This is a genomic window from Streptomyces sp. NPDC088794 (assembly GCF_044750545.1).
GTDB lineage: Bacteria > Actinomycetota > Actinomycetes > Streptomycetales > Streptomycetaceae > Streptomyces.
The window spans coordinates 61,556-88,159 of sequence record NZ_JBIVKB010000002.1; the positions used below are offsets into that span (position 1 = coordinate 61,556).

Below are 26,604 nucleotides of genomic sequence, written 5' to 3' on the forward strand. Positions count from 1 at the left end.
AGGGCCGCGGATCCCGGGTGGGGTTCCGCGGCCCTGAAGGCGCCGGCCTGATCGACGATCAGGCTGGATCACTCCAGGGTTCTGGCCCACGGAAGGCCCACATCAGGTGGTGCTGCGTCGTCTTCTTCCGGCTTCCGGCACCGGTCGCCGTAAAGGCATAGGCCTGCGCCTTTGCCGCTACTGCTTCCAGTGCCTTAGTCGGTCGCTCATTGCGCTCATTCACGGGGAGACCCAGGACGGGGAGACCCGCGAGAGACACGGAGGACGCCGGCTGGGCGGCACGGATGCCGGACAGACCGGTGCCCTGGAACGAGGCGTCGAGGATGCACAGGGAGGCGACGACCGAGCGATCGGTCATTTTGACGGCGCTGGTGTAGCTGCTGTTGATGCTGATCACTGGACTCGCCTCCTCTCGGCGTCTCGGGGGGACTGGGGTGAACCAGTCCACGGATATGTAAGTAGAGCACGGAATCGGGGCCTTCGAGAAGGCCTCCGTCCCCGTGCATAAGAACCTATGGGGATTGCCGGGGCATGCGCAAACTATTTTCTCGACGAGTTTGAATCAGTCCTCCTCGTCGTCCTCCCCGCTCTCCTGGCCTGCGCAGATGGCCAGGACTTCGGCCCCGTAGCGGTTCAGCTTGCGCACGCCGACGCCGGGGATCCGTGCCAACTCGCCGTCGTCGTCCGGGACGGCCTCGGCGATCGCCATCAACGTCTTGTCGGTGAAGACGCAGAAGGCCGGCTGCCCGCTGCGCTGCGCCTGGACGGCGCGCCACTCGCGCAACCGCTCGTAGAGGCCCTCGTCCATGTCGGACGGACAGTCCTCGCAGCGCATCAGTTTCATCTCGCCGGCATCGGTGAGCGTGCGTCCGCACACCCGGCAGCGAGCCGGCGTGCGCTGGGTGCGCCGCGGCACGGCAGCAGCGGGTCTGCTCGTGGTGAAGCCGCGCTCGACGCCGCCCGGACCGCCCGCGGCCGCGCGACCGGCCGCGCCGGTGGAGCCGGGGCGCAGTCCGTCCAGGAAGCGGCTCGGGCGGCGGCTCGGACGGCCGCCGGGCGAGCGGGAGAGCGCCCAGGAGACGTGCAGGCGCTCGCGGGCACGGGTGACGCCGACATAGAGGAGGCGGCGCTCCTCCTCGATCTGCTCGTCGGTCTTCGCGTAGGTGATCGGCATCATGCCCTCGGCGACGCCGACCAGGAAGACGACGTCCCACTCCAGGCCCTTGGCCGAGTGCAGGGAGGCCAGGGTGACGCCCTGCACGGTGGGGGCGTGCTGGGCGTTGGCCCGCTCGTCCAGCTCCGCGACGAGGTCGGCGAGGCTCGCGCCGGGTTTGGCGGCGGCGAAGTCCTGGGCGAGGTTGACCAGTGCGGCCAGCGACTCCCAGCGCTCTCTGGCGGCGCCGGAGCCGGCCGGGGGCTGGGACGTCCAGCCCTCCCCCGACAGCACGGCACGCACCTGGGAGGGCAGGTCGACGACGTCGTCGAGGAGGGAGTCGTTGCCGCCGAAGCGGGCTCCCGCGCGCAGGGCGATGCTCGCCTTGCGCACCTCGGGGCGGTCGAAGAACCGCTCGGCGCCGCGCAGTTGGTAGGGGACACCGGCGTCGGCGAGCGCCTGCTCGTACGTCTCGGACTGGGCGTTGGTCCGGAACAGGATGGCGATCTCGCTCGCCGGGACGCCGGCGTCCATGAGTTCACGGATGCGACGGGCGGCGCCCTCGGCCTCGGCGGGTTCGTCGGTGTACTCGGTGTAGCCGGGCTCGGGGCCGGCCGCGCGCTGGGAGATCAGCTCCAGGCGGTGGTCGGCGGCCCGGCCGCGGGCCTGGGCGAGGAGACCGTTGGCGAGGTGGACGACCTGGGGTGTGGAGCGGTAGTCGCGGACGAGCTTGACGACGGTGGCTCCGGGGTGGCGGGTGCGGAAGTCCAAGAGGTGGTCGGGGGTCGCTCCGGTGAACGAGTAGATCGTCTGGCTCGCGTCGCCGACGACGCACAGGTTGTCCCGCTCGCCGAGCCACAGCTCCAGGAGGCGCTGCTGGAGGGGGCTGACGTCCTGGTACTCGTCGACCACGAAGTGCTGGTACTGGGAGCGGACCTGCTCGGCGATGTCGTGCCGGTCCTGGAGGACGGCGACGGTCAGCAGCAGGACGTCCTCGAAGTCGATGACGCCACGGTCCCGCTTCAGGTCCTCGTAGACCGAGTAGAGCTGGGCGATCTCCGCCGGGTCCCTGGGCGCGTCGCGGCCCGCCTTGACCGCCGCGAGGGCGTAGTCGGCGGGGACGGTCTGGGTGACCTTGGACCATTCGATCTCGGCGGTGACGTCCCGCAGTTCGCCCCGGTCGAGGCGGATGCGGCAGGCGGCCGCCGCGTCGGCGACGAGCTGGATCTTGCGGTCGACGAGCCGGGGCATGGACCCGCCGACCGCCTTCGGCCAGAAGTACTGGAGCTGGCGCAGGGCGGCCGAGTGGAAGGTGCGGGCCTGGACGCCGGCGGCGCCGAGCTGGCGCAGCCGGCCGCGCATCTCGCCCGCGGCACGGTTGGTGAAGGTGACGGCCAGCACGCTGGAGGGGTGCAGGATCCCGGCGCGCACTCCGTAGGCGATGCGGTGGGTGATCGCCCGTGTCTTGCCCGTGCCGGCGCCTGCCAGCACGCACACCGGACCGCGCAGGGCGGTGGCCACCTCGCGCTGCTCGGGGTCGAGCCCCTCGAGCACCGCGTCGGCCGAATCCGGTACCTGCGGGAAGAGCGTGGAGTGCGTTGCTGCTGTCACACGGCCATGCTGCCAGGTCGCCGGAGACAGGTGAGCCCGTTGTCCACAGGGAGACCCCCGCAGTCGTACTAATGCGGCAGGCGTCACGCCGGTGCGGCAGGCATCACGCCCGGCGCCGCACCGGGTGTGGGAATGGTGGCCCTTTCAAGTACGTTCCCTCTCTGCGAGGACGGATCCCCGAGCAGCTGAGGAGTGCGAGAGACATGCCGGGCACTGTGACGATGTACAGCACCACGTGGTGTGGCTACTGCCGCCGGTTGAAGAGCCAGATGGACCGCGAGGGCATCGCGTACGAAGAGATCAACATCGAGCAGGACCCGGAGTCGGCACTGTTCGTGGAGAAGGCGAACGGCGGCAACCAGACGGTTCCCACGGTTCTTTTCCCGGACGGATCGACGCTGACCAACCCTTCGTTGGCGCAGGTCAAGCAGAAGGTCGGCGTCTGATCGCTCCCGCTGCCGTGGCAAAGGAAGGCGGCCTCCGAGACACGCACGTGTGTCTCGGAGGCCGCCTTCTTCGTTCGGTCAGACGCTCCTCGTCGGCAGCGGCTTGCCGTACCAGAGTTCGATCAGGCGGGCCGCGATGGAGATGCCGTACGGCGGGAGCACCTCGCCGGACTCGAAGGCCGCGCCCAGTTCGTCGCGGGAGAACCAGCGGGCCTCGTGGATCTCCTCGCCGTCCACGTCGATCTCGGTCGAGGTGGCGTGGGCCATGAAGCCGAGCATGAGGCTGGAGGGGAACGGCCAGGGCTGGCTGGCGACGTACTCGACCTGACCGACGGCGATGCCGGCCTCCTCGAAGACCTCGCGGCGCACCGCCTGCTCGATGGACTCGCCGGGCTCGACGAAGCCGGCGAGGGTCGAGAAGCGCCCCTCGGGCCAGTGGACCTGACGGCCCAGGAGGATGCGGTCCTCGTCGTCCGTGACGGCCATGATCACGGCGGGGTCGGTGCGCGGGTAGTGCTCGGCGCCGCAGGCCGGGCAGCGGCGGATGTGGCCGGCCGCCGCGATGGCGGTGCGCTCGCCGCAGCGGGAGCAGAAGCGGTGGGTGCGCTGCCAGTTCTCCAGGCCGACCGCGTGCACCATGAGGCCCGCGTCGCGCGGCGACAGGAGCAGACCGGCCTCGCGCAGGCCGGCCGCGCGGGCGGACTGGTCGATACGGCCGGGCAGGGCGTCCTTCTGGAGGGCGAAGTAGCTGACGCCGTCCTCGTCGGTGCCCAGGAAGTAGCGGTGTGCCTCGGTCAGGGGCGCCTCGAACGCGGGGGTCATGACGATCTCGGTGTGTCCGTCCGGGGTCTCGTCTATGAGGACCTGGCCGCCGGAGACCACGAAGCAGCGGGTTGTGGGGTGACTCCATGCCGCCGCGAGCCAGGCCTCGTCGAGCCGGTGGTGGGCGGCGCGGTCGATGCCGCTCGGGGCGGTGAGCGAGATGGGGCGGTCGGCGGTGTGGTCGGTCCAGGTGGTCACGTGTGCTTCCAACTCCCCCAGGGGAACGGGTTGTTTCGGCGGGCGGTTCGGCGGGACGTACGGCGGGAGGCGACCGGGTCCGGCGGGATCGAGCGGTTCGGGACGGTTCTTCCAGTGTGCCCCTCGCATGCTGTGACTCCGGACGGTGCGCGGTGGTCAGGGCGCACGGCGCCAGGTCTCCGCGAGATCGCCCCACAGGTACGCGGCGGTTTCGACGCCCTTGAGGAGCAGGTCCAGTTCGACCTTCTCGTTCGGTGCGTGCCAGCCGTCGGAGGGGACGGAGATGCCCAGGAAGAGCACGGGCACGCCGAGGACCTCCTGGAGGTCGGCGGCGGGTCCGGAGCCGCCCTCACGGGTGAAGCGGACGGGTTTCTCGAAGGCGCGGCCCATCGCGCGGGCGACGGACTGGAGGGCGGGGTGGTCCAGCGGTGTCAGGCACGGGCGCGTGGCGGCGCCGAAGACGATGTCGTGCCGGATGCCGGTGGGCAGGTGCGCGGCGGCCCAGGCACGGACGGCCTTCTCGACTTGGTCGGGGTCCTGTCCCGCGACCAGGCGGAAGGAGAGCTTCACCATGGCTGAGGACGGGATGATCGTCTTGCTGCCGGGGCCCTGGTAGCCGCCTCCGATGCCGTTGACCTCGGCGGTGGGACGGGCCCAGACGCGCTCCAGGGTGGTGTGGCCGGCCTCGCCGTGGGTGGCGTGCGACCTGGCGGTGCGCAGCCACTCCGCCTCGTCGAAGGGCAGCTCGGCGAAGAGTTCGCGCTCGCGGTCGGTGAGCTCGACGATGCCGTCGTAGAAGCCGGGGATCGCCACGCGTGCGTGCTCGTCGTGGAGCGCGGCGACCAGACGGGCCACGGCGGTGGCCGGGTTGGGCACGGCGCCGCCGAAGGAGCCGGAGTGGATGTCCTGGTCGGGTCCGTGCAGCTGGATCTCGCACTCGGCGAGGCCGCGCATGCCGGTGCACACCGTGGGGGTGTCCTCGGACCACATGCCGGTGTCGGACACGATCACGGCGTCGGCGGCGAGCCGGTCCGCGTGCTCCTCGACGAGGGCGCGGAAGTGCGGGGAGCCGGACTCCTCCTCGCCCTCGATCAGGAGCTTGAGGTGGACGGCGGGGGCGGTGCGGCCGGTGGCGGCGAGGTGGGCGCGGACGCCGAGTGCGTGGAAGTACACCTGGCCCTTGTCGTCGGCCGCCCCGCGCGCGTAGAGGCGGTTGTCCCGGACCACGGGCTCGAAGGGCTCGCTGTCCCAGCCGTCCTCACGGGCGGCGGGCTGCACGTCGTGATGGCCGTAGACGAGGACCGTGGGTGCCTCGGGGAGGTCGGAGGGCCACTCGGCGAAGACGGCGGGAGCGCCCGGCGTCTGCCAGACCTCGGTGGTCGGGAAGCCGGTCTCCTTGAGCTTGGCGGCGAGCCAGTCGGCGCTCTTGCGGACATCGGGCGCGTGGTCGGGCTGGGCCGAGACCGACGGGATGCGCAGCCACTCCGCGAGTTCGTCGAGGAAGGCGGCGCTGTGCTGCTCGATGTACGTACGGACGGCGCTGTCCGGGGTCTGGCTCATGGTCACGAGCCTATCGGCCCGCGCTGACATCCTCGGTGGGCGGTTCCTCACAGTTTGCTTGCCCGTCCGGCTCCTCCAGCAGCAGCCGTTCCAGGGCGGCCCGGTCCGGCAGCCCCTCGGGACGTACGACGTCGCCGCCGCGCACGTACAGGAACGCGGCGCCCACCGACTCCAGCGGTACGCCCCGCTGCTCGGCCCAGGCCAGCCGGTACAGAGCGAGCTGGAGGGGGTCGGCGGAGCGGGTGCGATTGGTCTTCCAGTCGACGATCTCGTACGTCGCCGTCTCGCCGTCGCCCTCTTTGTAGACGGCGTCGATGCGGCCGCGGACCACCCGGCCGGCGATGGCCAGCTGGAAGGGGGCCTCCACGCGGTAGGGCGTGCGGTGGGCGTACTCGGTGCGTTCGAAGGCGTCCTTGAGGGCCTCCAGGTCGCGTTCGTCGGCGATCTCGGCCTCGCTGCCGGGCAGGTCGTCCGGTTCCAGCATGGGCAGCGTCAACGCCTCGAAACGGGCCTCCACCCATGCGTGGAACCGGGTGCCTCGGCGTGCGGCGGGTTGTGGGGGGCGCGGCATGGGGCGCGCGAGTTCCCGTGCGAATCCGTCCGGGTCGGCGGCCAGGCGCAGTACCTGGGACGCGGTGAGGGATGCGGGCAGGGTGACGTCGGTGACGGCCTCACGGGCGCGCAGGAGCTCTCCGGTCAGGGCGTCGAGGTCACGGTCCCAGGAGGCGATGGCACGGGCCTCTTCGGGGGTGAGGCGGGGACGGCGAGGGGTGGCACGCGAGCGCTCCGTGCTGACGCGGGTGTGCTCCGGAGGCACGCGTGTGTGCTCGGCGCGGTCGGGGGCCGTGGCCTGGCGGCGGTCCGGGGCGGTCGCCTGGTGGGGGACGGCCGGGCGGTCCGGGGACAGGGCGTCCCAGTCGGTCGGCTCCTCGTCGAGGAAGGGGACCTCGTCCTCGGCGCCGTACTCCTCCCCGTCCGGGTCGGGCGGTCCCTCGTAGCTCTCGTACGGGTCGTCGTCCGGTGGTGGCGGCCAGTCCGGGTCGCCGTGGTCGTCTGGGTCGTGCGTGGCCGCCGGATGGCCGTCCTCGTGGGAGGCGAGGTCCTCCAGGTGGGCGAGGACGGTCTCGGCGGCGGCGCGGCGGCGGGCGAGGGAGGCGTCGTCCAGGGGCAGGGGCCACACCTGGTCGGCGCCCTCCTGGTGCAGGGCCGGGTTCTCCTCGTCCTCGGCGGGCTCGTCGGCCCAGGCCTCGATCTCGCCGAAGCCGGCCGCGCAGTGCTCGTAGAGGTCCTGGAGGAACGCGGAGGGTCCCCGCGGCTTCTTCTGGCTGGGGCCCCACCAGTGGCCGGAGCCGAGGAGCAGGGAGCGGGGGCGCGTGAAGGTGACGTAGCCGAGCCGGAGTTCCTCGGTGTGCTGGTGCTCCTTCATGGACTCCTGGAAGTCCTTCAGGCCCCGGGAGGTCCAGGAGTCGATGTCGGGCAGGGTGTCGGCGTCGCCGCGCAGTTCGTGCGGGAGCACCTTGCCCTGGGCGGTCCACTTCTCGCGGCCCCGGGCGCTGGGGAAGCTGTCGGTGACCAGGCCCGGGACGGCCACGACGTCCCACTCCAGGCCCTTGGACTTGTGCGCGGTGAGCACCTTGACGGTGTTCTCGCCGCCGGGGAGGGCGTTGTCGAGGCCCTTCTCGTACTGGGCGGCGGTGCGCAGGAAGGCGAGGAAGGCGAGCAGGGTGGCCTCGCCGTCGCCCGCCGCGAACGAGGCGGCCACGTCTAGGAAGTTGGAGAGGGTCTCGCGGCGGCGGGCGGCCAGCGCGTGCGGGGACGCCGACAGCTCCACCTCCAGGCCGGTGACGGCGAGGACGCGGTGCAGGACGTCCATCAGCGGGTCGGCCAGCGAGCGGCGCAGGTCGCGCAGTTCGGCGGCGAGGCGGGCGAAGCGCACGCGCGCGTCCGGCGAGAAGGGCAGCCCGTCGTCGTCCCGCTCGGCATCGAGCGGCATCTCCAGGAAGGTGTCCAGGGCGTCCGCCAGCGATATCACCTCGGACGGGTCGACCCCCTCGACGGCCTCGGCGAGCCGGCGGTCCCGGTCGTCGCCGGCATCCACGCGTGCGTGCGCGACGAGGAACCGGGCGCGACGCCCCAGGAGGGCGAGGTCGCGCGGGCCGATGCGCCAGCGGGGGCCGGTGAGCAGGCGCACCAGGGAGGCGTTGGCGCCGGGGTCCTGGAGCACTTCGCAGACGGCGACGAGGTCGGCGATCTCGGGCAGGTGCAGCAGCCCGGACAGGCCGACCACCTCGACGGGCACGTCCCGGGCGACGAGCGCGCCCTGGATCTGCGCGAAGTCGGTCGCGGTGCGGCACAGGACGGCGATCTCGCCGGGCGCCTTGCCGGTGCGGACGAGGTGGGCGATCGAGTCGGCCAGCCAGTCCATCTCCTCGGCGTGGGTGGGCAGCAGCGCGCAGCGCACCGTCCCGTCGCGTTCGGCGCCGGGCGCCGGCCGGAGGGCCTCCACGCCCGCGTGCATGGCGCGCAAGGGCTCGGCGAGGCCGTTGGCCAGGTCGAGGAGGCGGCCGCCGCTGCGGCGGTTCTCGCTGAGCGACTGGCGGGTGGCGAGGCGGCCGTCGGGGTGCGCGAAGTGCTCGGGGAAGTCGTCCAGGTTGGCGACCGAGGCGCCGCGCCAGCCATAGATCGCCTGGCAGGGGTCGCCGACCGCGGTCACCGGGTGGCCGGTGCCGCCGCCGAACAGCCCGGCCAACAGGATGCGTTGGGCCACCGAGGTGTCCTGGTACTCGTCGAGGAGGACCACGCGGAACTCCTCGCGCAGGAGCCGGCCCACCTCGGGGATCCCCGCGAGCCGCGCGGACAGGGCGATCTGGTCGCCGAAGTCGAGCAGGTCGCGCTCGCGTTTGGCGGCCCGGTAACGGACCACCAGGTCGGCGAGTTCGCGGCGCGCGGCGGCTGCCTCGGGGACCTTGCGCAGGTCGGCGTTGGTGAGTTTGACGCTCTCCAGGGACCGCAGCAGCCCGGCGTCGTACGCGCGCAGGGCCTCGGGTCGTACGAGGTGTTCGGCGAGTTCGGCGTCGAGCGCGAGCAGGTCGCTGACCAGGTCGGCGAAGGAGCGGGTGAGTGCCGGATAGGGGCCCGGGGCCTCGCGCAGCACGCGCGCGGCGAGCTGGAAGCGGGTGGCGTCGGCGAGCAGGCGCGAGGTCGGCTCCAGCCCTATGCGCAGGCCGTGGTCGGTCAGGAGGCGGCCGGCGAAGGCGTGGTAGGTCGAGATCACCGGCTCGCCGGGCGGGTTGTCCGGGTCGATGACGTCGGGGTCGGTGACACCCGCCTTGATGAGCGCCTTGCGGACGCGCTCGGCGAGTTCGCCCGCGGCCTTGTTGGTGAACGTGAGCCCGAGGACCTGCTCGGGCGCGACCTGACCGGTGCCGACCAGCCACACCACGCGGGCCGCCATCACCGTCGTCTTGCCCGACCCGGCTCCGGCCACGATCACCTGCGGGGCGGGCGGCGCGACGATGCAGGCCGTCTGCTCCGGGGTGAAGGGGATGCCGAGGAGCTCCTTGAGCTGATCGGGATCGGTGATACGGGCGGGCATGTCGGAGAGGCTAGCGGCGCGCACTGACAGTGGCGGACGAATCGCCCCTCGGGCGGGGAGAGATGCTGGTCAGCACGTGTGGTGCGACGGGTCACACCGGCGCGTCCACTCCACCGAGGACCCCCTCGGGCCGCGCGCTCACTCCACCACGTGCCGCCCCTCGGGCTGCGCGCTGCACGACGCCCGGAACGCGCAGTGCGAGCAGTGCTGTCCGGCGGTCGGGGTGAACCGTTCGTCGAGGACCTTGCCGGCCGCGGTGGCGAGGAGGTCGCCGACCCACTCCCCCTCCAGCGGCTCCTGCGCCTGCACCTTGGGCAGGGTCTCGCCGCCGTCGCGCTGGGCGGCGCCCTGGCGCAGCTGCACGAGTTCGGCCCCGCCCGGCTCGGGCCGTACGCCGTCGAAGGCCTCGTCGACCGCTCCCTCGCGGACGGCGAGCTGGTAGACGGCGAGCTGCGGATGGTGGACGACCTCGGCCTTGCTGACGGCCTGTTTGCCGGTCTTGAAGTCGACGACGTACGCGCGGCCCTCGCCGTCCGCCTCGACGCGGTCCATCTGGCCGCGGATGCGCACCTCGTAGTCGCCCGCTCCGATGGTGACGTCGAAGTCGTGCTCGCTGGCCACGGGCGTGCGCCCGGTGCGGTCCATGACGTGCCACTTCAGGAAGCGTTCGAGCGCCACGCGCGCGTTCTCCTTCTCCTGCGCCGACTTCCAGGGCGCGTCGAAGGCGAGGGCGTTCCACACGGAGTCGAGACGCTCCATGAGGACGGCGAGGTCGGCCGGGGTGTGTCCGGAGGCGACCTCGTCGGCGAGGACGTGCACGACGTTGCCGAAGCCCTGGGCGACGGTGGCGGGCGCGTCGGCCTTCACCTCGCGGCCCAGGAACCACTGCAGGGCGCAAGTGTTGGCGAGTTGGTCGAGGGCGCTTCCGGAGAGCACGACGGGGTGGTCGCGGTCGCGCAGCGGCACCTTGCTCTCGGTCGGCTCGTACATGCCCCACCAGCGGTAGGGGTGGGCCGACGGGACGAGCGGGCGGCCGTCGTCGTCGGCGAGCGCGGCGAGGCGGGCCAGCCGGTGGGCGGCTGCCTCCCTGAGGGTGTCCGAGACGCGCGGGTCGACCGTCGTGGCGCGCAGTTCGGCGACGAGCGCGGCGACGGACAGGGGGCGGCGCGGGCGGCCGGTGACGTCCTTGGGCTCGACGCCGAGTTCGGTGAGGAAGCGGGAGGGCTGGTCGCCGTCGTCGGCGGGTGCCTTCACCGCGGTGACGACGAGTCGCTCGCGCGCGCGTGTGGCGGCGACGTAGAAGAGGCGGCGTTCCTCGGCGAGCAGGGCGCCCGGGGTGAGCGGTTCGGCGAGTCCGTCGCGGCCGATGCGGTCGGCCTCCAGGAGGGAGCCCCGGCGGCGCAGGTCGGGCCACAGACCCTCCTGGACGCCCGCGACGACGACCAGGCTCCACTGGAGGCCCTTGGAGCGGTGCGCCGTCATCAGGCGTACGGCGTCGGGGCGTACGGCACGCCGCGTGAGGGTGTCGGCGGCGATGTCCTCTGCGTCGATCTCCGCCAGGAAGTTGAGGGTGCCCCGGCCACCGCTGCGCTCCTCCGCGCGGGCGGCGGTCGCGAACAGCGCGCACACGGCGTCGAGGTCGCGGTCGGCGTTGCGTCCGGCCGCGCCACCGCGCCGCGCGGAACGCTCCAGGCGCGCGGGCCACGGAGTGCCCTCCCACAGGTCCCACAGCGCCTCCTCGGCGCTGCCGCCGCCCGCCAGGCGCTCACGTGCCTTGCGCAGCAGCGCGCCGAGGCGTTGGGCGCCCCGGGCGTACGCGGGGTCGTGCGCGACCAGGCGCTCGGGCTCGGCGAGCGCCCGCGCGAGCAGGACGTCCGACGGCGGCGGCAGCGCGTTGCCGGCGGCCCGCTCCTCGTCGCGCAGGGCCCGCCCGAGGCGGCGCAGGTCGGCGGCGTCCATGCCGGCGAGGGGGGAGGCGAGCAGGGAGAGGGCGGTCTCGGTGTCGAGCCATGAGAGGGGTTGTTCGGGCCCAGGAGGCTGTTCTGGCTGGGAGGCCTGCTCAGGTCCAGGTTGCTCGGCCTCCGCGTCGGGGACCCCCTCCCTCTCCGCCTCCGCCCCCGCTTCGGGACGCGCCGCCTCCGCCGTCGCCACCGCCCGAAGAGCCGTCAGCAAAGGCGCCACCGCCGGTTCGTGGCGCAGGGCCAGGTCGTCGCCGTCGATGTCCAGGGGGACGCCGGCCGCGGTGAGCGCGCGGCGGACCGTCGGGATCGTGCGGGACCCGGCGCGCACCAGGACGGCCATCTCGCCCCAGGGAACACCGTCTTCCAGGTGGGCCCGGCGCAGGATGTCGGCGATGTTGTCGAGCTCCGTACCGGGCGTCGGATACGTGTACACCTCGACGCGGCCGCCGTCCCGGACCGGGGCGAGTTCGCGGTGGGCGCGGACCTTCTCCGCCGGAAGCCGGGTCAGCGGCATGCGCTGAGTGAGCAGTCGGGTCGCGGTGAGCAGGCCGGCGCCGGAGCGGCGGGATGTGCGCAGGACCTCGACGGGTGCCGGGCGGCCGTCCGCGCGCGGGAAGGCGTCCGGGAACTCCAGGATGCCGTTCACGTCGGCGCCCCGGAACGCGTAGATCGACTGGTCGGGGTCACCGAAGGCGACGAGGGTGCGGCCGCCGCCGGCCAGGGCGTGCAGCAGCCGTACCTGCGCGGGATCGGTGTCCTGGTACTCGTCGACCAGGACGGTGTCGTACCGCGCGGCCAGTTGCGCGGCGACCTCGGGGCGGCGGGCGAGGAGCACCGCGCGGTGGACCAGTTCGGCGTAGTCGAGCACGCCTTGGAGGTCGAGCACGTCGAGGTACTCGGCGAGGAAGGCGGCGGCGGCGCGCCAGTCGGGGCGGCCGATGCGGCGGGCGAAGGCGTCCAGGGCGCCCGCGTCCAGGCCGAGTTCGCGGCTGCGGGCGAGGACCGCGCGGACTTCGTCGGCGAAGCCGCGGGTGGTCAGGCAGGGGCGCAGTTCGTCGGGCCAGCGCACGTGCGCGAGGCCGAGCCCTTCCAGGTCGGGCTGCCCGGCGAGCAGTTCGCGTACGGCGACGTCCTGTTCGGGACCGGAGAGCAGCCGCAGCGGCTCCACGAACAGATCGGTGTCCTGGTGGGCGCGGACCAGGGCGTAGCAGAACGAGTGGAAGGTGGTCGCCTGGGGGGCGCGGGCGGCTCCGGTGCGGGCCGCCATGCGGTCGCGCAGTTCGACGGCCGCCTTGCGGCTGAACGTCAGCACCAGGATGCGTCCGGGGTCGGCGCCCCGGTCGATCCGGGCGGCCACCGACTCGACGAGCGTGGTCGTCTTTCCGGTGCCCGGTCCGGCGAGGACCAGCAGTGGTCCGGCCCGGTGGTCAACCACGGCGCGCTGTGGCGCGTCCAGACGAGGGGGAGCCGGTCGGTCCGGTGGGGTACGCACCAGTCGGTAAGCGCCACGGTCCCCCTGACGCACCTGGGGGTGCGCCAGGCGCCTGGTGGAGGAAGAGGAGCTCACGTGGTTCGCCGGTCCTGGTGGTTGTGCTGGTTGTCGGGCCACCGCGCGTGCAGGGCGGTGATCGCGGGGTGAGCGGGACGCGTGCAGCCGACGCTACGCCGACGGATTCCCTGGAAGCAGCGCTTCCGCTTCTTCCCACAAGACGCTCACGGCACGCGGGTCACGTGCGCCCCCTGCTCCACGAACGTACGTCATGCCACGGACGTGCCCCCGTTCCCCCGTACGGATCACGCGGCGCACCCGGGGCCGCCGTATGCCGGAAGCTGTCAGGTGTGACCGTCCGCGCGCTCGCCGCCGTCCCACCGCGCCCGCCTCATGTCGACGCGCGGCAGATGGCCCTCCGCGGCCCTGCTCGCCTCTTTGAGAGGCGTGCCCTCGGACCGGTAGTGGCCGAGGGCCTCCAGTTCGTGGCCCGGCAGCAGGACGCCGTCCGCGCGCATGACGCGCCACCACGGAACGGCACTCCCGTAGAGGGCCATCACCCGGCCGACCTGCCGGGGGCCGCCCTCCTCCAGCCACTCGGCCACGTCTCCGTACGTCATGACACGCCCGGGCGGAATCAGTTCGGTGACCTCCAGGACGCGCTCCGCGTACTCCGGCAGCGCGTCCGGGGGCTCGGGGTGGACGTCCCGCGGCAGGCTCTCCTCGCTCATCCGGCCCATCCTGCACCACGCCACCGACAATGCGACGGGCCCGCCACGGTGGGTGTCCCTCGCCCCCAGGCGGCGCATCGGGCAGACTGTGCGCCCCCGCATTTGCACCCTGATGCCCCCGTGTGTCGGTGGGGCATGCCACCATCATGCGGGCGGTGACCGGTGATACGAGATCAAGAAGAGACGATGAAGCAACAGGGTGCGCACCCGGAGGATGCGGAAAGCACCTCTGACGCTTCGTCGCGCCCGGACACCGCCGACGGCGAGGACACGACCGCAAAGGAGACGGCCACCAAGGACGTCGACCGAGGCGTCCAGGAGGACGCCGACTGCGCCGACGAGGTGCACAGCGAAGAGGTCGAGGGCGACGAACCGCTGCTCCCCGCGCGCGTGCACCGCCCCTCCGACCTGATGCGCCTCCTGGTGGGCGTGCTGGCCGTCGCCGTGCTCCTCGCGATCGCCGCGTTCGCCCACGGCACCACCTCCGGTCTCGAACAGGACATCAACAAGGGCACCGGACAGGCGCCCGATCTGCTCATCAAGATCGCCGGTCTGGCCTCCAGCATCGCGATCCTCCTGGTGCCCGTCGCCTTCGCGATCGAACGCCTGATCAAACGCGACGGGCTGCGCATCGCCGACGGTGTGCTCGCGGCCGTGCTCGCGCACGGTGTGACCCTGGCCACCGACCTCTGGGTCGCCAAGGCCGCCCCCGGCTCCATCCAGGAGGCGCTCACCCAGCCCTCGCCCGGTGACATCCACGCCCTCACGGACCCGGTGCACGGCTATCTCGCGCCGGTCATCGCCTACATGACGGCCGTCGGCATGTCGCGCCGGCCGCGCTGGCGCGCGGTGCTGTGGATCGTGCTGTGCCTGGACGCCTTCTCGATGCTCGTCACCGGGTACACGACGCCGTTCTCGATCATCCTGACGGTCCTGATCGGCTGGACCGTCGCCTACGGGACGCTGTACGCGGTCGGCTCGCCCAACGTGCGTCCCACCGGGCGCACGCTGATGGCGGGGCTGCGGCACGTGGGCTTCCGCCCGGTGAGCGCCGCGCGCGAGGAGGTGCCGGAGACCTCCGAGACCGGCGACCGCGGCCGCCGCTACTTCGTCACCCTGGAGGACGGTCCACCGCTGGACGTGACGGTGGTCGACCGCGAGCAGCAGGCTCAGGGCTTCTTCTACCGCGCGTGGCGCAACCTGACCCTGCGCGGCTTCGCCACCCGCAGCAGCCTCCAGTCGCTGCGCCAGGCCCTGGAGCAGGAGGCGCTGCTCGCGTACGCGGCCATCGCGGCCGGCGCCAACGCGCCCAAGCTGATCGCGACCTCCGAACTGGGCCCCGACGCCGTCATGCTCATCTACGAGCACACCGGCGGGCGCACCCTGGACTCGATGTCGGACGAGGAGATCACCGACGAGCTGCTGCGCGACACCTGGCGCCAGGTGCAGGCCCTGCAGTCCCGGCGGATCGCGCACCGCAGGCTGGTGGGCGACGCGATCCTGGTGGATCGTTCCGGCACGGTGATCCTCACCGACCTGCGCGTCGGAGAGATCGCGGCCGGCGATCTGCTGCTGCGCATGGACATCTCGCAGCTGCTGGTGACGCTCGGCCTGCGGGTGGGCGCCGAGCGCGCGGTGGCCTCCGCGGTGAGCGTGCTCGGCCCGGACGCGGTCGCCGACTGCCTGCCGATGCTGCAGCCCATCGCGCTCAGCCGGACCTCACGCGCGACCCTGCGCAGGCTGGCCCGGGAGCGGGCCCAGCGTGAGCGCGAGGCGGTCCTGGAGGCGTCCCACCGGGACAAGCAGGCCCGCCTCGCCGCGGCCGGGCACGACCACACCACGCCCGTACTCGAAAAGCCCGACAAGAAGGCCGCGCGCGCGGAGCAGCGGGCCGAGAAGCGGGCCATCGACGACGCTCTGGAGGAGGCGCGCGAGGACGACCTGCTGACGCTGATCCGGCACGAGGTGCTGCGGATCAGGCCGCAGGCGCCGGTGGAGCCGGCCCGCCTGGAGCGGGTGCGGCCGCGCACGCTGATGAGTTTCATCGCCGGTGCCATCGGCGCGTACTTCCTGCTGACGCAGCTCACCCACATCGAGCTGGGTCCGCTCGTGGCCAACGCCGAGTGGGGCTGGGTCGCGGCGGCCGTGCTGTTCTCGGCGGCGAGCTACTTCGCGGCGGCGATGGCGCTGCTGGGGTTCGTGCCCGAGCGGGTGCCGTTCCTGCGGACCGTGGGGGCGCAGGTCGCCGGCTCGTTCGTGAAGATCGTCGCGCCGGCCGCCGTGGGCGGTGTCGCCCTCAACACGCGCTTCCTGCAGCGCGCGGGGGTGCGGCCGGGGCTCGCGGTGGCGAGCGTCGGCGCCTCGCAGCTGTTCGGACTCGGCTGCCACATCCTGATGCTGCTGTCCTTCGGCTATCTGACCGGTACCGAGAAGACACCGTCGTTGTCGCCGTCCCGGACGGTCATCGCGGGTCTGCTGACGGTCGCGGTGCTCGTGCTGGTGGTCACCTCGGTGCCGTTCCTGCGCAAATTCGTCGTCACGCGCGTGCGGTCGCTCTTCGCGGGTGTCGTGCCGCGCATGCTGGACGTGCTCCAGCGGCCGCAGAAGCTCATCACCGGCATCGGCGGCATGTTGCTGCTGACCGCCTGCTTCGTGATGTGTCTGGACGCCTCGATCCGCGCGTTCGGCCAGGAGGGGACCTCGATCAGCATCGCGAGCGTCGCCGTCGTCTTCCTCGCCGGCAACGCGCTCGGTTCGGCGGCCCCGACACCGGGCGGTGTGGGCGCCGTCGAGGCCACCCTGACGGTCGGTCTGATCGCCGTCGGCCTCCCCAAGGAGGTCGCCGCCCCCTCCGTGCTGCTGTTCAGGCTGCTGACGCTGTGGCTGCCGGTACTGCCGGGCTGGCTGGCCTTCAACCACCTCTCGCGCAAGGGCTCCCTGTAGGACGAGGACGTACGCGCGCGTACGTCGCAGTCGTCATCACCTCGCGTACGCACTCGGCGTCACCCCGCAGTACGCACGCGTGGGCGCCGTACCTCGTACGGCCCGTGCCCCGAGCGCTCCGTCGCGTGCGACCGCAGGATGGGACCATGCCGAACCCTCCTCGCCTGCGGGCCGTTGCCCTGACCGCCTCCGTCGTGCTGCTGTCGTCCGTACTGGCGGGCTGCGGCAACGACGACCCCAAGGACGAGGACCTGTCGGCCCAGACGCTCGGCTGGAAGGACTGCCCGGCGCCGTCCCAGGCGGAGGGTGGCGGCGGTGCCCCCTCGCCCCTGGCGGGCGGCGACGAGTGGCAGTGCGCCACCCTGAAGGCACCGCTCGACTGGGACAAGCCCAAGGGCGACACGATCGACCTGGCACTGATCCGGGCGAAATCCAGCGGCGACAAGAGCAAGCGCATCGGCTCGCTCGTCTTCAACTTCGGTGGGCCCGGCGGCTCGGGCGTCACCACGCTGCCCGCCTTCGGCGCGGACTACGCGAAGCTGCGCACCCGCTACGACCTGGTCAGCTTCGACCCGCGCGGAGTCGGCCGCAGCGCCCCCGTGGAGTGCGAGAACGACCAGCAGCTCGACGCGTACTTCCAGCAGGACGCGACGCCCGACGACGCGGCCGAGCGCACCGCGCTTCTCGACAACACCAAGAAGTTCAACGCGGCCTGCGAGAAGAACTCCAAGAAGGTGCTGCCGCAGGTGCGCACCACCGACGCGGCCCGCGACATGGACCTGATGCGCCAGGTCCTCGGCGACACCAAGCTGCACTACTTCGGCATCTCCTACGGCACCGAACTCGGCGGTGTCTACGCCCACTTGTTCCCCAAGAACGTGGGACGCGCGGTGTTCGACGGAGTCGTCGACCCCACGCAGAACTCCGAACAGGGCTCGCTCGGCCAGGCCGAGGGCTTCCAGCTCGCGCTCGACAACTTCGCGAAGGACTGCACGTCGAAGGTCGAGGACTGCCCGGTCGGCGACACCGCGCAGGACGTCAAGGACCGCATCGCCAAGCTGCTCAAGGACCTCGACAGCAAGCCGATCCCGGGCATCTTCCCGCGCGAGCTGACCCAGACCGCCGCGACCAACGGCATCGCGCAGTCGCTGTACTCGAAGGACTTCTGGGAGTACCTGACCGAGGGCCTGGAGCAGGCGTACGACGGGGACGGCAGGATCCTGATGCTGCTGTCCGACTCGATGAACGGGCGCAGCGAGAACGGCGAGTACAGCAATATCTCGGCGGCCAACATCGCCATCAACTGCGCCGACGACAAGCCCCGGTACACCTCGGACTTCGTGCAGGAGAAGCTGCCGGAGTTCCGGGCCGCATCGCCGCTGTTCGGCGACTTCCTGGCGTGGGGCATGGTCAGTTGCACGGACTGGGCGGTGGCGGGCGCGGCCGACCATCCCGACGTGAGCGCGGCCGGCTCGGCGCCGATCCTCGTCGTGGGCAACACCGGCGACCCGGCCACGCCGTACGAGGGCGCGCGCAAGATGGTGGACGCCCTCGGCAAGGGCGTCGGCGTCGAGCTGACGTACAAGGGCCAGGGGCACGGCGCCTACGACAGCAAGAACAAGTGTGTGCAGAGTGCGGTGAACGGCTATCTGCTGGACGGGAAGGTCCCGGCGGCGGGCACCGTCTGCTCCTGACCCCGGCCACGCCAAGCGCCGCCTGCTCCTGACCCCAGCCACAACAAGCACCGTCTGCTCCTGGACCCGACCTCGCCCGCGACCCTCGAATTCCGGGCAAACATGCAGGTCAAGAGGTTATCCACAGCCCTCCGCAGGCTCGGCGTGATCCGCCTACTATGGCCTGACCGCCGTCGGCCGGCCGATGTGCCGACGGCTCGTGAGGGGGGAACGCACATGGCGCGACTCGTACGGTGGGCGGCGCTGGGGGCCGCCGCCGCGCTGCTGGTGGGGGGTTGCAGCGGCGGCTCGTCGTCCGACGACGGCAAGGGAGACGGAGACACGGGCGCGGCGGCCACGCCGTCGGCCGACTCCTCCGACTCCGCCGGTACGAGCGCCGTCCTGCCCGCCTCCCTGACCGCGCAGCGGCTCGACTGGGGACGCTGCAAGGCCACCGCCGACTCCGCCGCGCCGGGCAGCGACTGGCAGTGCGCGACGCTCAAAGTGCCGCTGGACTGGTCGAAGCCGGACGGCGAGACGATCGGCCTCGCGCTGATCCGCGGCAAGTCCCGTGGCGACAAGCCCATCGGCTCGCTCCTGTTCAACTTCGGCGGTCCCGGCGGCTCCGGTGTCTCCACCCTGCCGTCGTACGCGGCCACGGCCTCCTCCCTGCGGGAGCGGTACGACCTGGTGAGCTGGGACCCGCGCGGGGTCGACCGCAGCGAGGGCGTGCGCTGCCGCGGCGACAAGGCGATCGAGGCCGCCGAGGACATCGATGCCACCCCGGACACCCCGGCCGAGGAGAAGGCGTACTTCCAGGACGCCCTCGACTTCGGCAAGGGCTGCAAGAACGCCACCGGCAAGCTGCTGGCGCACGTGTCGACGACGGACACCGCGCGCGACATGGACCTGATGCGCCAGGTCCTCGGCGACGCGAAGATGCACTACTTCGGCATCTCGTACGGCACCGAACTCGGCGGTGTGTACGCCCACTTGTTCCCCAACAACGTGGGACGGCTGATCCTCGACGCGGTCGTCGACCCCAGCGCCGACACCGTGGGCCACGCGGAGAACCAGACCAGGGGCTTCCAGCGCGCCCTCGACGACTACCTCAAGTCGACCGGGCAGGACCCGAAGCAGGGCACCCGGAAGATCGCGGACCTGCTCGACCGGCTCGACGCGAAGCCGCTGTCGACGTCGTCCGGGCGCGAGCTCACCCAGACGCTGGCCGTCACCGGCATCGTCCTGCCGCTCTACAGCAAGGCCGGCTGGCCGACGCTGACCAGCGCCCTCGACGCGGCGGAGAGCGGCGACGGTTCGGAGCTGCTGGACCTCGCCGACGGCTACAACGAACGTGACACCTCGGGGCACTACGGCACGACGACCCACTCCCAACGGGTCATATCGTGCTTGGACGACAAGCAGCGGCCGACCGCCGAGGAGACGAAGAAGCTGCTGCCGACGTTCGAGAAGATCTCGCCCGTGTTCGGGGACTTCCTCGGCTGGGACACGGCCGGCTGGTGCCACGACTGGCCGGTGGCCGGGCAGTACGACACCCCGGAGGTGAGCGCGCCCGGCGCGGCGCCGATCCTGGTGGTCGGCAACACCGGCGACCCGGCGACACCGTACGAGGGCGCCCGGAAGATGGCCGACGAGCTGGGCAAGGGCGTCGGTGTGGAGCTCACCTGGAAGGGCGAGGGGCACGGTGCGTACGGGAGCGGGAGCGACTGCGTCGACTCCACGGTGAACGCGTATCTACTGAAGGGGACGGTACCGAAGGACGGCAAGGTCTGCGCCTCGTAGCGCCTTCGCTCGCGGCCCGCACGCTCGCGGCCCGCGCACGAGTCGGGGCAACGGAAAGGGGCCCGGCACCCACGGTGCCGAGCCCCTCCCGAGAAGGCGTTCGCCGAGTAGACGAGCCTGTTCGCCTAGTAGACCGGCTTGTCCGGCTCGATCTGGTTGACCCAGCCGATCACGCCGCCGCCGACATGCACGGCGTCGGAGAAGCCCGCGGACTTCAGGACCGCGAGGACCTCGGCACTGCGGACACCCGTCTTGCAGTGCAGGACGATCTTCTTGTCCTGCGGGAGGGTCTCCAGGGCGGTGCCCATGAGGAACTCGTTCTTCGGGATCAGCTTGGCGCCCGGGATGGAGACGATCTCGTACTCGTTGATCTCGCGGACGTCGATGATCTCGATGTTCTCGCCGTCGTCGATCCACTCCTTGAGCTGCTTGGGAGTGATCGTCGAGCCGGCGGCCGCCTCCTGGGCCTCCTCGGAGACGACGCCGCAGAAGGCCTCGTAGTCGATGAGCTCGGTGACGGTCGGGTTGTCGCCGCAGACCGCGCAGTTGGGGTCCTTGCGGACCTTGACCTGGCGGTACTGCATTTCCAGGGCGTCGTAGATCATCAGGCGGCCGACGAGGGGCTCACCGATGCCGGTGAGGACCTTGATGGCCTCGGTGACCTGGATGGAGCCGACGGACGCGCACAACACGCCCAGGACGCCGCCCTCGGCGCAGGAGGGGACCATGCCGGGGGGCGGGGGCTCCGGGTAGAGGCAGCGGTAGCAGGGACCGTGCTCGGACCAGAAGACCGAGGCCTGGCCGTCGAAGCGGTAGATCGAGCCCCACACGTACGGCTTGTTCAGCAGCACGCAGGCGTCGTTGACCAGGTAGCGGGTCGCGAAGTTGTCCGTGCCGTCGACGATCAGGTCGTACTGGCTGAAGATGTCCATCACGTTCTCGGCCTCGAGCCGCTCTTCGTGGAGGACGACGTTCACGTACGGGTTGATGCCGAGGACGGAGTCGCGCGCGGACGCGGCCTTGGAGCGGCCGATGTCGGCCTGGCTGTGGATGATCTGACGCTGCAGGTTCGACTCGTCGACCTCGTCGAACTCCACGATGCCGAGCGTGCCCACGCCCGCCGCGGCCAGGTACATCAGCGCCGGCGAGCCCAGGCCGCCGGCGCCCACACACAGCACCTTGGCGTTCTTCAGCCGCTTCTGCCCGTCCATCCCGACGTCCGGGATGATCAGGTGGCGGGAGTACCTGCGGACCTCGTCTACGGTGAGCTCAGCAGCTGGCTCGACCAGGGGTGGCAGCGACACGGGGACTCCGTTGATCGGTCAATCACTACGGTTGTTCTCCCTGTAACACTGCCATGCCCATCTTCATTCCGAGACACCCGTCCCGACCCGCGAGACGATGTCGTCCCAGTAGCCGGGCAGGGTCTCCCAGGGATCGGCGCGTCCGCCTCGGTCCGTGCGGTCGGTGAAGTAGATCGTCGCGGCGCCCTGCCAGCGGGCGATGCGCAGCGCCTCTTCGAGGTGCGGGCCGGGCACGCCGTGGACGAAGTGGCAGAAACGCTCGGGTGGATGGTCCGCGGTCCACTCGGCCACCTGCGACCACCGGTAGTCGCTCCAGGACCCGGCGAAGGTCACCAACTGGTCCCCGCACTCGACGTACCCGGGGTGCGGATGGGTGCCGTGGCCGAGGACGACATGCGCGTCGTCGCAGATCGAACGGAGCGTGTCGACGGTGCGGCCGATCTCCGGGAGCGAGGCGCGTTCGGTCGGGCAGCGGTCCACGAGGAAGCCGTCGACCCGGTACCAGTCGCGGTAGCGGTGCGCGTCGGAGATCAGCTCCCCGAAGGTGCGGGCCCCGTACGCGCTGTCGAGGTTGCCGAGGACCCGCACGCCCGCGTTGCGCAGCCGCCCGGCCGCCTCCAGGCAGTGTGGGTCGGGGCGGGCGCCGGGACCGTCGGCGACGTCGAGGACGACCCAGTGCAAGGGGGTGCCGGGGCGGGTGAGTTCGGCCCACTCGGTGGGGGCGACCAGGGGGTGGGCGTAGCCCGGGATGCCGAGCCCGGTGCGGACGTCGGTGCTCGCGGTGCCTGCCCTGGTGCTGGTCAGATACGGCATGCCGCCTCCATCCAGATGTCGGCCAGGGACTCTTCGAGGTTGATCCGGGGCCGCCAGCCGAGCCGGTCGCGCGCGGTGCGCACATCGGCCTGCTGCCAACTGCCGCAGCCGTCCGGGTACGGGTACGCGACCGGGGAGGCGTGGTCGGACTCGGTGCGCGGGTGGCCGATGCCCGACCGCATCAAGGGGCCGGGCGGACCGTCCAGTTCGTGCAGGGCACCGCCGTATCCGGCCACCCGCGCGAGCGTGGCGGCGGCGTCGCGCAGCCGGACGGCACGGCCCGAGCCGATGTTGATGACGCCTTGGGCGGCGGAGAGCGAGGCGGCGTGCACGGCGCGCGCCACGTCGCGTACGTCGACGAAGTCGCGCTGGGCGCCGAGGCCGGCGAGTTTCAGCTCGCCGTCGCCGGACTGCATGGCGCGCCGCATGGCCTCGGCGAGCCGGCCCAGCGGCGAGCCGGCGGGCGTACCCGGGCCGGCCGGTGAGAAGACCCGCAGCACGACCGCGTCCAGGCCGGAGCCGAGGACGAGTTCGGTGGCGGCGAGTTTGCTGACGCCGTACGGGCCACCCGGGCGCGGCACGGCGTCCTCCGCGGTGGAGGAGCCGGGCTGGCTTGGGCCGTACTCGGCGCCGCAGCCGATCTGCACCAGCCGGGCGCCGCAGCCGCTGCGGCGCAGGGCCTCGCAGACGGTGGCGACGGCGACGGTGTTGTGCCGCGCGAGTTCACGGGCGCCGCCTCGGGTGGCGCCGGCGCAGTTGACGACCACACCGGGATGGACCGCGTCGAGGAAGCGGGTGAGGGCACCGGGGCTGCCGGACGCGAGGTCGAAGCGGACGTCGGCGTCGTCGCCGCGGCCGAGCGCGGTGAGCTGGACGGCCGGGTCGGCGAGCAGACGGTCGGCGACGAAGCGGCCCAGGTAGCCGTTGGCTCCGATCAGCAGGACTCTCATCGCACGGCTCCCGGAGCCGAGGGTTCGGGTCGGGAGGTGATCATTTGGTGTTCTCCTTCAGCGAGGGTGGTGCCGTTGCCTCGGGGTCGGGCGCCCGCGGCGCGGTGGGCGGTGGGCGGGGCGTGCCGGGTCAGCACGGCCGGTCGGCCGGTGCGTGGGCCGAGGCCCGGGTGAGGGTGCGGGTCGTGTGGACCAGCAGGGTCAGGGCGGCCGCCGCGCAGGCCAGGGCCGGGACGCTGCCCGGGCCGGTGGCGTCGACGAGGGCTTCCACGGGGGTGGCGAGGAAACCGCAGCCGGGAAGGCGGGCCGCGAAGACCGTGACCAGGGCTGCCGCCTCGGCGGTGGCCGTGACGGTGAGGACGAGCGCGGGTGCATGGGTGAAGCCGTGCGTGGTGAGGAGGCGGGCGAGGAACAGGAGGGCGCCGAGGGTCAGGGTCTGGGCGTAGGCCGCGGGCTGGTCCAGTGCGGTGGCGCACACGGCGAGCAGGGCCGCCAGGGCGCACAGGAACAGGGCGAACGTGCCGAGCAGCAGCGGCCGTACGGAGGCGGCGAAGTCCGCCAGACCGCGGCTGGCCGTCAGTCTTCGCCGGGCGCGCGCGGTGAAGAGGTGGGCGCTCCAGGCGGCGGGGGCGCAAGCGAGGGTGAGTGCCAGGACGGGGGCGGTCGCGACAGGCCAGGGGCCGTCGGCCGCGCCGGTGGGCAGACTGTCGGGGCCGCCGCCGACGGCCGCGTTCAGGAGCCCGTCGCCGAACAGGGCGTAGGCGACGAGCCAGCACGCCCACAGACCGGTGCCGGGGGTATGCGGGGCCGGTCCCGAAGACGTGCGGTCGGGTACGCCCAGCGGGCCGCGGGCGAGCGCCGCGCGCAGGCCGAGAGCCACGGCGAGAACGCCGACGACGGCCACGACCAGGCGGGGCCGACCATGGGTGAAGGGCAGGCCGATCACCGTCGCCGCGCACAACGCACCCGGCAGGAGGGCGAGCAGGGCCCAGCCGGCGCGCGCGCCCGGGGCCGGCGGAGCCTCGGGGGTCGGCCGCGTCTCCTCGCCGTGGGAGGCACGGGCGTACATCTCCTCCGCGAGCGAGAACACGTCCCGGTGCCGGAAGCGCGTCGCGGTCCGGTCGGTGACGCCGTGCGCCTCCAGCCCTGCCGCGATCTCCAGCGGGTCCACGGCCCGTTCGCACAGGTCACGGTGACGGTGCATCAGCGCCTTGACCGGGTCAGCGGTGGTGGCGCGACGACGGGTGGCGGGGGCTTCGGAGCTCGGCGCGGTGGGCGAGATTGAGGCTGCGGAGGTTGTGGTGCCGGATGCGGCGGGGGTGACTGCGGCGCGGGAGGCTGCGGCAGCGTCTACGCCGGTGCGCGCATGTCCCGTGCTCCCGTCACCACGCCTCACGCTCGCGTCACCAAGCGCGGCGCCCCCGTCCCCGGGATCCGCGTCCCCGCCGACCCACTCCCCCGACCGTTCGTCCCACGCCCCGGGGTTGGTCGGCGTGCCAGGTCGGTCCAGTTCTCCCAAGTCGCTCATCGGGCCCCCTCCGCAGCAGGTGTCGCGGCAGGCGTCGCGGCGGATGTCGTGGCCGGTGTCGCCGTCGTCGCGCGGACCGGGGCGCCCGCTGCCCAGCCGGGTCCGCCGCGGGCGACGACGCGGGCGGCGGGGCCCGTCCAGCGGCCCGGTACGTGAGCCTCGGCGGGGGCGGCGAACGGCAGCGGCTCCCCGGTGTCGTCGAGGACGACCCGGCGTACCGGCGTCTGCGAGACGATCTCCAGGTAAATGCCGTGAAATGCCGTGATGTTCTGCTCGACGGTGAACAGTTCGAGCGCCCGCGCGCGGGCGGCGGCACCCAGGCGTGCACGGCGCTCGGGGTCGCGCAGCAGCGTTACGCACGCCTCGGCGAGCGCCCGGGGGTTGCGCGGCGGTACGACGAGCCCTGTGCCCCCGATGACCTCCACCACCGCGCCGACGTCCGTGGACACCGTCGCCCGTCCGCAGAACATGGCCTCGACCAGAGTGATCGGGAAGCCTTCGACCACGCTGGACAGCACGGTCACCGAACCGGCGGCGTACGCGTCGGCCGGCGAGGGCACCTCCGGCCCACCGATCTCCTCGAAGGACACGGGGTTGTCGCCGACGGCGTGCATCCCGTCGGCCTCGTCGGGGAAGAGCTGCGCGGCGAGCGCCCGGCAGTGCCCCAGGTAGGCCGCGCCCTCCTCGCCGGCCGGCGTGCCGACGATCCGCAGCCGGGTCTTCGGCTCCTCCTTGCGGATCTCCGCGAAGGCGTGCAGCAGCGACACCAGGTCCTTGGTGGGCTCGACCCGCCCGACCCACACCAGCGTGTCGGGGTCCGCGCACTCCGGGGACTCCCCCACCTCGGTGAAGTGCGTGGCGTCCATGCCCGGGTAGACCGTGCGGAGCTTGACCCGGTCGGCGCCGCAGCGCTCCTGCCAGCGGCGGGCGTGCGTGTTGCCGGGGGTGACGATCGTGGCCCGGTCGTAGATCTCGGCGGCGAGCCTGCCGTGGAAGGCGGCGAGCAGGGACCGTACGGCGGGCGGCGCCTCGGCGGCGGCCAGGTAGTGCGTGCGCAGCCGCACCCCGTACTCGGTCACCAGCAGGGGTACGCCGAAGAAGTGGCGGGCGAGCAGCCCGGGCAGGGCGGCCGGGCCGCCGGACGCCGCGTGGCACAGGTCGACCGAGCCGAGCCCGTCCTCCTCGCACCAGTCGAGCGAGAGGGGGCGCAGGGCGCGTTCCAACTGCGCGGCCACGGCGAGCAGATCGGGTACGCGCGCCTCACGCGCCGTGCGCAGGGCGCCGGGCGCACGACAGGCGCGCTCAAGGGCGCTCACGGCGGCCTCGGAGCGCAGCGCGCCCACCAGTCCGCCCTCGTCGCGGGCGAGTTCGGCGAGCCCGTACAGAGCGCTGCCGAAACGGTCCGCCTGAGTGGCGGAGGCCTCCTCGGAGGAACCGGAGGCAGAGGAACCGGAAGCATCGAAGGAGCCACCCGCGGAAGAGGCGCCGCCCGCGGAACCCGAGGCGCCGGAAGGCCCCCCGGCACTCCCCACCCCCACACCCGCTCCGGCCCCCGCACACAGCGCGGCCGCCAACTCGCCGTAGTACTCGGCGAACCGTCGGCGCGCCCGGCGCCCGTAGCTCACCCCGTCGTCCTCCGCCCCCCACAGCGGAGCCGTCCGCACCCGGCTGACCTGGGGCGGCAACTCGACCCAGCCCTCGGCCTCCTGGCGCTCGCTGCGGCTGAGCGCGTAGATGTCGAACTCGTGCTGCCCGAGCCCGCGCACGAGCCGGTCGCACCAGAGCCTGGCGTCACCGCTCACATACGGATAGCCACCCTCCGTAAGCAGTCCGATGCGCACAGGTGCACCCCCGATCTCCCGTATGGGGAGCCGCCGTTGACCCGGCGACTCGCAGCGGGACGAACGTATGCGGACAAGGCGGTGGCGGGGGGGGGGGGGGGGGGGGGCGCCCCCCCCAACGGGGGAACGGGGGGAAAATAAACGTCGGGGAGCCGTGCAGAGCGCGCAGGGCGAAATCACGTA

General features: G+C 72.5%; 16 protein-coding genes. 4 read left to right on the plus strand and 12 right to left on the minus strand.

What is annotated here, in order from left to right; genetic code table 11:
• Positions 1–58 precede the first annotated feature (58 nt).
• Together ACIP6U_RS04875 and ACIP6U_RS04880 are read right to left on the minus strand one after the other, a co-directional pair.
• Positions 59–397, minus strand: coding sequence for a hypothetical protein (locus ACIP6U_RS04875; RefSeq protein WP_401713082.1), 339 nt, complete (start codon positions 395–397; stop codon positions 59–61).
• 165 nt (positions 398–562) lie between these two features.
• Positions 563–2,764 (minus strand): ATP-dependent DNA helicase UvrD2, encoded by a 2,202-nt coding sequence (locus tag ACIP6U_RS04880; RefSeq protein WP_401713085.1) that lies wholly within the window; start codon positions 2,762–2,764, stop codon positions 563–565.
• A 203-nt stretch (positions 2,765–2,967) separates the two neighbouring features.
• Between ACIP6U_RS04880 and ACIP6U_RS04885 the strand changes: the two genes are divergently transcribed.
• Positions 2,968–3,210 (plus strand): mycoredoxin, encoded by a 243-nt coding sequence (locus ACIP6U_RS04885; RefSeq protein WP_401713088.1) that lies wholly within the window; start codon positions 2,968–2,970, stop codon positions 3,208–3,210.
• A 78-nt stretch (positions 3,211–3,288) separates the two neighbouring features.
• Here the strand turns inward: ACIP6U_RS04885 and nudC are convergent, their stop codons facing one another.
• The 5 genes from nudC to ACIP6U_RS04910 all read right to left on the minus strand — a co-directional run bounded on the left by nudC (position 3,289) and on the right by ACIP6U_RS04910 (position 13,566).
• Complete coding sequence (nudC, locus tag ACIP6U_RS04890; RefSeq protein WP_401713091.1) at positions 3,289–4,230, minus strand: NAD(+) diphosphatase; 942 nt, start codon at positions 4,228–4,230, stop codon at positions 3,289–3,291.
• 156 nt (positions 4,231–4,386) lie between these two features.
• On the minus strand, positions 4,387–5,790 hold the full coding sequence (locus ACIP6U_RS04895) for a dipeptidase (protein ID WP_401713094.1): 1,404 nt from the start codon (positions 5,788–5,790) through the stop codon (positions 4,387–4,389).
• 10 nt (positions 5,791–5,800) lie between these two features.
• Complete coding sequence (locus ACIP6U_RS04900; RefSeq protein WP_401713097.1) at positions 5,801–9,385, minus strand: UvrD-helicase domain-containing protein; 3,585 nt, start codon at positions 9,383–9,385, stop codon at positions 5,801–5,803.
• 138 nt (positions 9,386–9,523) lie between these two features.
• On the minus strand, positions 9,524–12,913 hold the full coding sequence (locus tag ACIP6U_RS04905) for an ATP-dependent helicase (RefSeq protein ID WP_401713099.1): 3,390 nt from the start codon (positions 12,911–12,913) through the stop codon (positions 9,524–9,526).
• Between the two features lie 266 nt (positions 12,914–13,179).
• Complete coding sequence (locus ACIP6U_RS04910; RefSeq protein ID WP_401713102.1) at positions 13,180–13,566, minus strand: MGMT family protein; 387 nt, start codon at positions 13,564–13,566, stop codon at positions 13,180–13,182.
• Positions 13,567–13,752: 186 nt separating this feature from the next.
• Between ACIP6U_RS04910 and ACIP6U_RS04915 the strand changes: the two genes are divergently transcribed.
• From ACIP6U_RS04915 to ACIP6U_RS04925, 3 genes are all read left to right on the plus strand, one after another.
• Complete coding sequence (locus ACIP6U_RS04915) at positions 13,753–16,509, plus strand: lysylphosphatidylglycerol synthase domain-containing protein (protein ID WP_401713105.1); 2,757 nt, start codon at positions 13,753–13,755, stop codon at positions 16,507–16,509.
• 146 nt (positions 16,510–16,655) lie between these two features.
• Complete coding sequence (locus tag ACIP6U_RS04920; protein WP_401713107.1) at positions 16,656–18,203, plus strand: alpha/beta hydrolase; 1,548 nt, start codon at positions 16,656–16,658, stop codon at positions 18,201–18,203.
• 216 nt (positions 18,204–18,419) lie between these two features.
• Entirely contained in the window at positions 18,420–19,985 is a 1,566-nt protein-coding gene (locus tag ACIP6U_RS04925) for an alpha/beta hydrolase (protein WP_401713110.1), read from the plus strand.
• A 125-nt stretch (positions 19,986–20,110) separates the two neighbouring features.
• On the opposite strand, the gene moeZ is transcribed toward ACIP6U_RS04925, so the two are convergent.
• From moeZ to ACIP6U_RS04950, 5 genes are all read right to left on the minus strand, one after another.
• Positions 20,111–21,289, minus strand: a complete 1,179-nt coding sequence (gene moeZ / locus ACIP6U_RS04930; protein WP_401713113.1) for an adenylyltransferase/sulfurtransferase MoeZ — start codon at positions 21,287–21,289, stop codon at positions 20,111–20,113.
• Positions 21,290–21,352: 63 nt separating this feature from the next.
• Complete coding sequence (locus tag ACIP6U_RS04935) at positions 21,353–22,102, minus strand: spherulation-specific family 4 protein (protein WP_401713115.1); 750 nt, start codon at positions 22,100–22,102, stop codon at positions 21,353–21,355.
• Positions 22,090–23,052 carry an NAD-dependent epimerase/dehydratase family protein gene (locus ACIP6U_RS04940; protein ID WP_401713118.1) on the minus strand — a complete coding sequence of 321 codons (963 nt, stop codon included), beginning with the start codon at positions 23,050–23,052 and terminating at the stop codon, positions 22,090–22,092. Before ACIP6U_RS04940 ends, ACIP6U_RS04935 begins: the two co-directional genes overlap by 13 nt.
• Positions 23,053–23,182: 130 nt before the next feature.
• Positions 23,183–24,580: a hypothetical protein gene (locus ACIP6U_RS04945; RefSeq protein WP_401713121.1), complete on the minus strand. Its 1,398-nt coding sequence runs from the start codon at positions 24,578–24,580 to the stop codon at positions 23,183–23,185.
• Positions 24,577–26,421: a DUF3492 domain-containing protein gene (locus tag ACIP6U_RS04950; RefSeq protein WP_401713124.1), complete on the minus strand. Its 1,845-nt coding sequence runs from the start codon at positions 26,419–26,421 to the stop codon at positions 24,577–24,579. Before ACIP6U_RS04950 ends, ACIP6U_RS04945 begins: the two co-directional genes overlap by 4 nt.
• Positions 26,422–26,604: the final 183 nt, after the last annotated feature.